The following is a 6,645-nucleotide window of genomic DNA, read 5'->3' as shown; positions in this document are numbered from 1 at the left end:
CCCGCGCCGGGAAGATCGGAATCGGCCGTGCAGAAGTGGAATCTCGATGTCCCGCGCGAAAAACTTGGCGAACTCACGCAACCGAGTACGCCGCTGCCCGTGCCGAAATTCAGCTACTTACACCACGGGCTGCTAGGGCTGGAAAGACTCCAAGGGCACGCTTGATGGCCGTGCCCTTGTTGTTTTTGACGCTGTATTATCGACTCTTTGGCCTGGGTGTCGCGCCGGTGCCGTGTGAGTCAGGCAGCCACGTGCACGTCAGACAGGCACTTCCTGACCTCGTCCAACACCTGCTTATCGTCCCACTTGCAAGCCACGCCATGCGCGCCCAAGTGCTGCAAGTACTGCTCGGAAAACGGATTTCGGGCGGTGGAATGCATGACGACGCAGGGCGTCCAAGCGTTGGAGCGCAGCAGCTTCAACACCCGCTCGCAGTTCAGGTCGGGTGGATGATCCCCGACCAGCAGCACGTCGTAGTGGGTGGCATCCATCAGTTTCAAGGCTTCCGGCAGGTTCCATGCGGTCGTGGTCTCGTAACCTTCCTCCTCCAGTACCCGTTGCAGGGCGGTTAGTACGGATTCATCATTGTCCACCATGAGGATTCTCTTGCGTTGCTGGCGCATGGCAATCACCTCCTCGGACGAGGGTTCGCACACATACGTCGCGGCAGAAAGGCTGCCGGGTACGCGCATCAGCGAACCACAGAACACACAGGGATTCAGGGAAATCGCGCAACCAAGGCAATCGCGCTGGAAGCCAAGGGTCATGGGATCGTTTATCCCACTCCGCAGGGTGGGTACCCGGCTAAGGTTAGCTTACTCCTGTCGGTAGGGGATTTCAGCCATTACTTGAGTGCGGCCACGACCGCAATTCCCAAAACAGGTTGGTGGCCAGGCATTCGGATATTGCCTTCAGTCAGTCATTCCGGCTTCTTTGAAGCGGCTATTTCACTTCCCGGATTACAAACAAGTCCCCGAGCTTTCGATTGCAGGTGTACGCATAGGTGCGCCCGTCAGGGGAGATGACGCGGAAGGAAATGACAGTGACACCGGTGAGGTCGGCCGGGGCCAGCGTCCTCCAAAGTCGTTTCCGGCCGGAGATAGGATCGAGCAGTGAGAGCCGACGAGGCAGCGTACCAGCGCCTCCTGCCGGGGTGAATTGCCTGCAGCCCAGTGCCTGGAGTCTGCAGCCTAATCGGCCATCACCGGCTCGCGCTCATCCTGCGCGGCTTCTGCTTGTGGCTTCTTCAACTTCTTGTGCCACCACTGCTGCAGTTGGTCCAGGTAGATAAAGAACACGGGCGTGATGTAGAGGGTGAGCAACTGCGAAAACACCAGGCCGCCGACCACGGCCAGCCCCAGTGGCCGGCGCGATTCCGCGCCCACGCCGATGCCCAGCGCGATGGGCAACGTGCCCATCAGTGCCGCCATGGTGGTCATCATGATCGGCCGGAAGCGCACCAGGCAGCCGTAATAGATGGCGTCGGGCGCGGTCTTGCCGGCATTGCGCTGCGCGTCGAGCGCGAAGTCAATCATCATGATGGCGTTCTTTTTCACGATGCCCACCAGCATGATGATTCCCACGAACCCGTAAAGGTTCAGGTCGAGGTGGAAGAGCTTGAGCGTGAGCAGCGCGCCCACGCCCGCCGCCGGCAGCCCGGACAAGATCGTAATCGGGTGGATGAAGCTCTCGTACAAAATCCCGAGCACGATGTAGATGACCAGGACGGCCATGATCAGCAGGATGCCAAGCCCCTTAAACGACGACTCGAATGCCTGCGCCGCGCCCTGGAAGCTGGTGGTGATGCTGTCGGGCAGCACGCGGCGCGAAACGCGGTTGATTTCGTTGACCGCGTCGCCCAGCGCCACGCCCGGCTTCAGGTCGAAGGAAACCGTGACCGCGGGCAGTTGTCCCAGGTGATTGATCGCCATCGGCCCCAGGTCGCGCCGCAGGTGCGCCAGTTCCGACAACGGAACCAGTTGCGGGGCGCAGGTCTGCGATTGGCAGGAGCGCACGTAGAGCAGCGACAGCGCCGAAGGGTCCATCTGGTACTCGGGCTTCACTTCCATGACCACGCGATAGGCGTTGTTGGGCGCGTAGATGGTGGAAATCTGGCGCGAGCTGTACGCGGTGTAGAGCGCGTCCTCGATCTGCGTCGCGGTCACGTTCATGCTCGACGCCTTGTCGCGGTTGATCTCGATATTGACCTGCGGGTTCTTCATCAGCAGGTCGCTGGTGACATCCTGCAGGATCGGGCTCTTGCGCAGCTCGGCTTCCAGCTTGGGGGCGTAGTCGTACAAGTCCTTGGTGTCGGGGCTCTGCAGGCTGTACTGGTACTGGCTCTTGGTGAGTTGGCCGCCGATGCGGATGAGCGGCGGATTCTGCAGGAAGCTCTGGATGCCGGGAATTCTCGCCACGATCGGACGCCAGCGCTGCATCATGGCGTCCACGCCCGGGCGCTCCCCCAGCGGAACGAAGCGCGCCACCATGAATCCCTGGTTGGTGGCGCCGCGCGGTACCGCCGCGAAAAACGTACTCACGTACTTGCCGTCGGGCGAATCCAGAATGGCGCGCGCCACCGCCACCTGGTGCGCCTTCATGTCTTCGAACGAAATGCCCTGCACCGCCTCCGTCATGATGTAGATCTGGCCCTGGTCCTCGCTGGCGAGAAAGCCCTTGGGGATGGTGACGAACAGGTAGCCGGTGGCCACCAGCACTACTGCCGACACTGCCATCACCGAGCGCTTGTGCCGCAGCACCACCTGCAGGGTTTTGTCGTAGAGGTGCAGCATACCGTCGAAAAATTTCTCCGACAGCATGTAGAGTTTGCCGTGTTTGACCTCGGCCACCGGGCGCAGAAGGCGGCTGCACAACATCGGGGTCAGGCTCAGGGAAACCACGCCCGAGACCAAAATGGCGGCCCCGATGGTCACCGCGAACTCGTGCAGCAGCCGCCCGACGATCCCGCCCATGAACAGCACCGGGATGAACACCGCCGCCAGCGAGAGGGTCATGGAAACAATGGTGAACCCGATCTCGCGCGAGCCGCGGAAGGCCGCCTGCATCGGGTTCTCGCCCTGCTCCATGTGGCGCACGATGTTTTCCAGCATGACGATCGCGTCGTCCACCACGAACCCCACCGACAATGTGAGCGCCATCAGCGACAGGTTGTCGAGCGAGTAGTTGAGCGCGTACATCACGGCAAACGTGCCAATCAGCGAGAACGGCAGCGCCAGGCTGGGAATCAGGGTCGCCGACAGATTCCGCAGGAACAGGAAGATGACCAGGATCACCAGAACGAGCGACAGGAACAGCGTGAACTTCACGTCGTCCACCGACGCCCGGATGGACCGGGAGCGGTCGTACAGGGTGTCCAGCGAAACCGAGGCCGGGATCTGCGAGCGGAACGACGGCAGCAGCCTGCGAATGCTGTCCACCACCTCTACCGTGTTCGTCCCCGGCTGCTTCTGGATGGCGAGCACGATGGCGCGGTTCAGCTTGTGATCGGGCCCGGCGTACCAGCTCGCGGTCTTGTCGTTCTCGACGCTGTCGAAGACGTTGCCCAGGTCGCCCAGCCGCACCGGCGAGCCATTGCGGTAGGCGACGACCAGCGGCCGGTACTGGTCGGCATTTGTAAGCTGGCCGGTGGCCTGCAAGGTGAACGCCTGCCGGTTGCCCCACAGCGTGCCGGTCGGCAGGTTGACGTTGCCGCTCTGCACGGCCAGGTTCACTTCGTCAATGCCGATCTGGTGGGCTGCCAGTTTTTTCGGATCAAGCTGTGCCCGCACCGCGTACTTCTGCGCGCCGTAGACCATCACCTGCGCCACGCCGCTGACCATCGAGATGCGCTGCGCCATCAAGGTTTCGGCGTATTCGTCCACGTCGGAGAGCCGTAACGTCGGCGAACTGACCGCCAGGTACAGCACCGGCTGATCGGCCGGGTTCACCTTCTGGTACGTCGGCGGGGCGGGCAGGTCCTGCGGCAGGTCGCGGCCCGCCTTGGCGATCATCGCCTGCACGTCCTGCGCCGCCGCATCAATGTTCCGGCTGAGGTTGAATTGCAGGGTGATGGATGTCGTCCCCAGCATGTTGGTGGACGTCATCTGGTCCAGGCCGGCGATGGTGGAGAACTGCTTCTCCAGCGGCATGGCGACCGCCGATGCCATCGTGTCGGGGCTGGCGCCGGGAAGGGCGACCCCCACCTGGATGGTGGGGAAATCGACGTTCGGCAGATCGCTCACCGGCAGCGCGCGATACCCCATGAAGCCGAACAGAAGAATCGCCAGCATGACCAGCGTGGTCATGACCGGGCGCCGGATAAAGAGTTCCGCGATGCTCACAGTCCGCTACCCTGCCGGTTGGGCGGCTGCGAGGCCGCTTCCGTGTTGCTGGCCGCGTTGGCCGGTTTCGCCAATGCCACTTTCTTGCCAGGCGTCAGACGCACCTGGCCGTCGGTAACCACCTGATCGCCGACACGCACGCCCGACGTGATTACCGATTCGTTGCCGATGCTGCGCGACACCGTCACGTTGCGCAGTTCCGCCGTATTGTCCGCCGTGACGACAAACACGTATTGTCCGTTCTGCCCGGTCTGCACCGCCGCACTGGGCACGAGCACAGCGTTCTTGTCGGTGGTCAGGGTCATGCTGACATCGGCAAACTGGCCCGGCCACAGGCGCCGGTCGCGATTGGGGAAGGTGGCCTTCAGCTTGATGGTGCCCGTCGCCGGGTCCACGGTGTTGTCAAGGAAGGTGAGCACGCCCTCGGCCGGCTTGGGCTCGTTAGGCACGCGCACCGTCACCGGCAGCCTGCGGCTCGCCTGAAATTTCTTGATCTCCGGCAGATACATTTCCGGCACAGCGAAGGTGGCGTAGATGGGCTGGACCTGGTTAATGGTGATCAGGGCAATGTCGTTCGCCTTGACCACATTTCCCAAGTGCACCATCAGATTTCCCGTGCGCCCGTCGAGCGGGGATAGGATGGCGGTATAGGTGAGGTTGACCTTGGCGGTCTCTACGGCGGCGCGATCGGCTTCCAGAGCCTGCTTCAGGGCGTCGGCCGCGGTCTGCATTTGATCATTCTGCTCGCGCGAAACCACACCCTGTTTGTAGAGCGCGGCGTAGCGGGTGGCTTGCGCGCGCGCATTGGCTTCCTGCGCCGAGTCGCGCGCCAGGTTGCCCTGAGCCTGCGCCAGCGCCGCCCGGTAGGGCCGCGGATCAATCTCGAACAGCAGCGAACCCTTGCGCACATCCTGCCCTTCGGTGAAGCCGAGGCGGGTGATCTCACCCGCGATCATCGACTTCACCTGCACGTTGGAGTACGCCTCCACCGTGCCCACCACCTTGACGTCGACGGGGACGTCGCGCTGCGTCGCCACCGCGACCACTACCGGCGCCGCCGTGTCCACGGGCGGACCGGCCTTGGTTTTGCCGCACCCCGCGAGCCACGCCGCAGATGCCATCAGCACCACCAGCAAAGCCGACACCGGGTGCCCCGTTCTAGCCCGGGTTCGGCCCGGACGGGGATTTTCTTTACGTTTTATAAGTTCGTTGATCATGATGAAAAACTTCCCTGCCTTATCTTTATCAAGCGGCAATCAAGAACGCTGTTGCCCGTTACCGGTCCTAGCTCCTCGGTACTTCCATTCCGTGCAGCCAGACATCGACCAGCGTTGCGCTGACGTGCTGCGGATCGAAGGTCTGCACCCGCTTGCCGCCGAACAGTTCCTGGATCTGGAAATGGTACACAATCATGCCCAGGAAGCCACGCGCCGCCAGCAGCGGATCAACATCGCGGAAGCGGCCTTGCGCAATCCCGCACCGAATGAAATCGGCCAGCAGCTCCAAATATTGCGCCACATGAGTGCGGAAGAAGCGGTGCGTCAGTTCGTGGTTCTCCAGTGCGGTGTACAGCAGAAGCCGGCTGAGGGTGACGTCGCGGCTCAGCAACTCTTCGGCGATGGCGGTCAGCACGTCGCGGTCGCTGCCGCCCGCCGCCAGCTTGGCTTCGAGGCGCGCCCGTCCCGCGCGAATCCGGATTTGGTTCTCAATGACCGCCCAGTACAGCTCTTCCTTCGTGGGAAAATGACGAAAGATGATCGCCTCGTTGACGCGCACTTGCTGGGCGATCTGCCGCGTTGTCGTCCCTTGATAACCCTGTCGTGCGAACAGCTCGGTGGCCAAATCCAGAATCTGCTGACGCCGCTCCCCCGCCGGAATTCTCACCTGGGAGGTCGACATTGTAAGTATCCGCTTACTTTTTATCCGAGGTGGGTAGACATGTCAATTGGAAAGGGATGGGTGGCACAGGTGCCCTCGCATGTGTCGTCCGCGGAAACTGAACAAGGCTTGGACCCTGCGAAATGTCGTCCGCCAAAGCAACGGCCGGGATACCTCCCCCCTGAGGTTATGTAGGAGATGGTGGTCCGGCAACGGCCGCGCCGCTGAATTGGTCGGCTTACGCGGCGCGGGATGCGGCTGGCAATGTCTACCAGGAGTGCGCCTGTATTTTCGGCTCTGCGCAGGAATCTGAAAAACTCGTGGATTTACTGGATTCCAGAGTAGCGGTTTGGCGGTACGCTCGGCGGGATGAGCGACAGTGAGTGGACGAAGATTCTGGGGTGGCCGGGTTACCGCGTCTATCGAA

4 protein-coding genes are annotated in these 6,645 nt (G+C 62.2%); all 4 read right to left on the bottom strand.

Features of this window, described 5'->3' with window-relative positions:
* Window positions 1-239: 239 nt before the first annotated feature.
* Window positions 240-623 (bottom strand): response regulator, encoded by a 384-nt coding sequence (locus tag LAN64_20235; GenBank protein ID MBZ5570155.1) that lies wholly within the window; start codon window positions 621-623, stop codon window positions 240-242.
* A 567-nt stretch (window positions 624-1,190) separates the two neighbouring features.
* Entirely contained in the window at window positions 1,191-4,340 is a 3,150-nt protein-coding gene (locus LAN64_20230; GenBank protein MBZ5570154.1) for an efflux RND transporter permease subunit, read from the bottom strand.
* Window positions 4,337-5,557: an efflux RND transporter periplasmic adaptor subunit gene (locus LAN64_20225; GenBank protein MBZ5570153.1), complete on the bottom strand. Its 1,221-nt coding sequence runs from the start codon at window positions 5,555-5,557 to the stop codon at window positions 4,337-4,339. The genes LAN64_20230 and LAN64_20225 overlap by 4 nt, the downstream gene beginning before the upstream one ends.
* 67 nt (window positions 5,558-5,624) lie before the next feature.
* On the bottom strand, window positions 5,625-6,239 hold the full coding sequence (locus LAN64_20220; protein MBZ5570152.1) for a TetR/AcrR family transcriptional regulator: 615 nt from the start codon (window positions 6,237-6,239) through the stop codon (window positions 5,625-5,627).
* Window positions 6,240-6,645 lie beyond the last annotated feature (406 nt).

This window comes from Terriglobia bacterium (assembly GCA_020073185.1).
GTDB lineage: Bacteria > Acidobacteriota > Terriglobia > Terriglobales > Acidobacteriaceae > JAIQGF01.
This window is presented reverse-complemented; position numbering and strand designations above follow the sequence as displayed.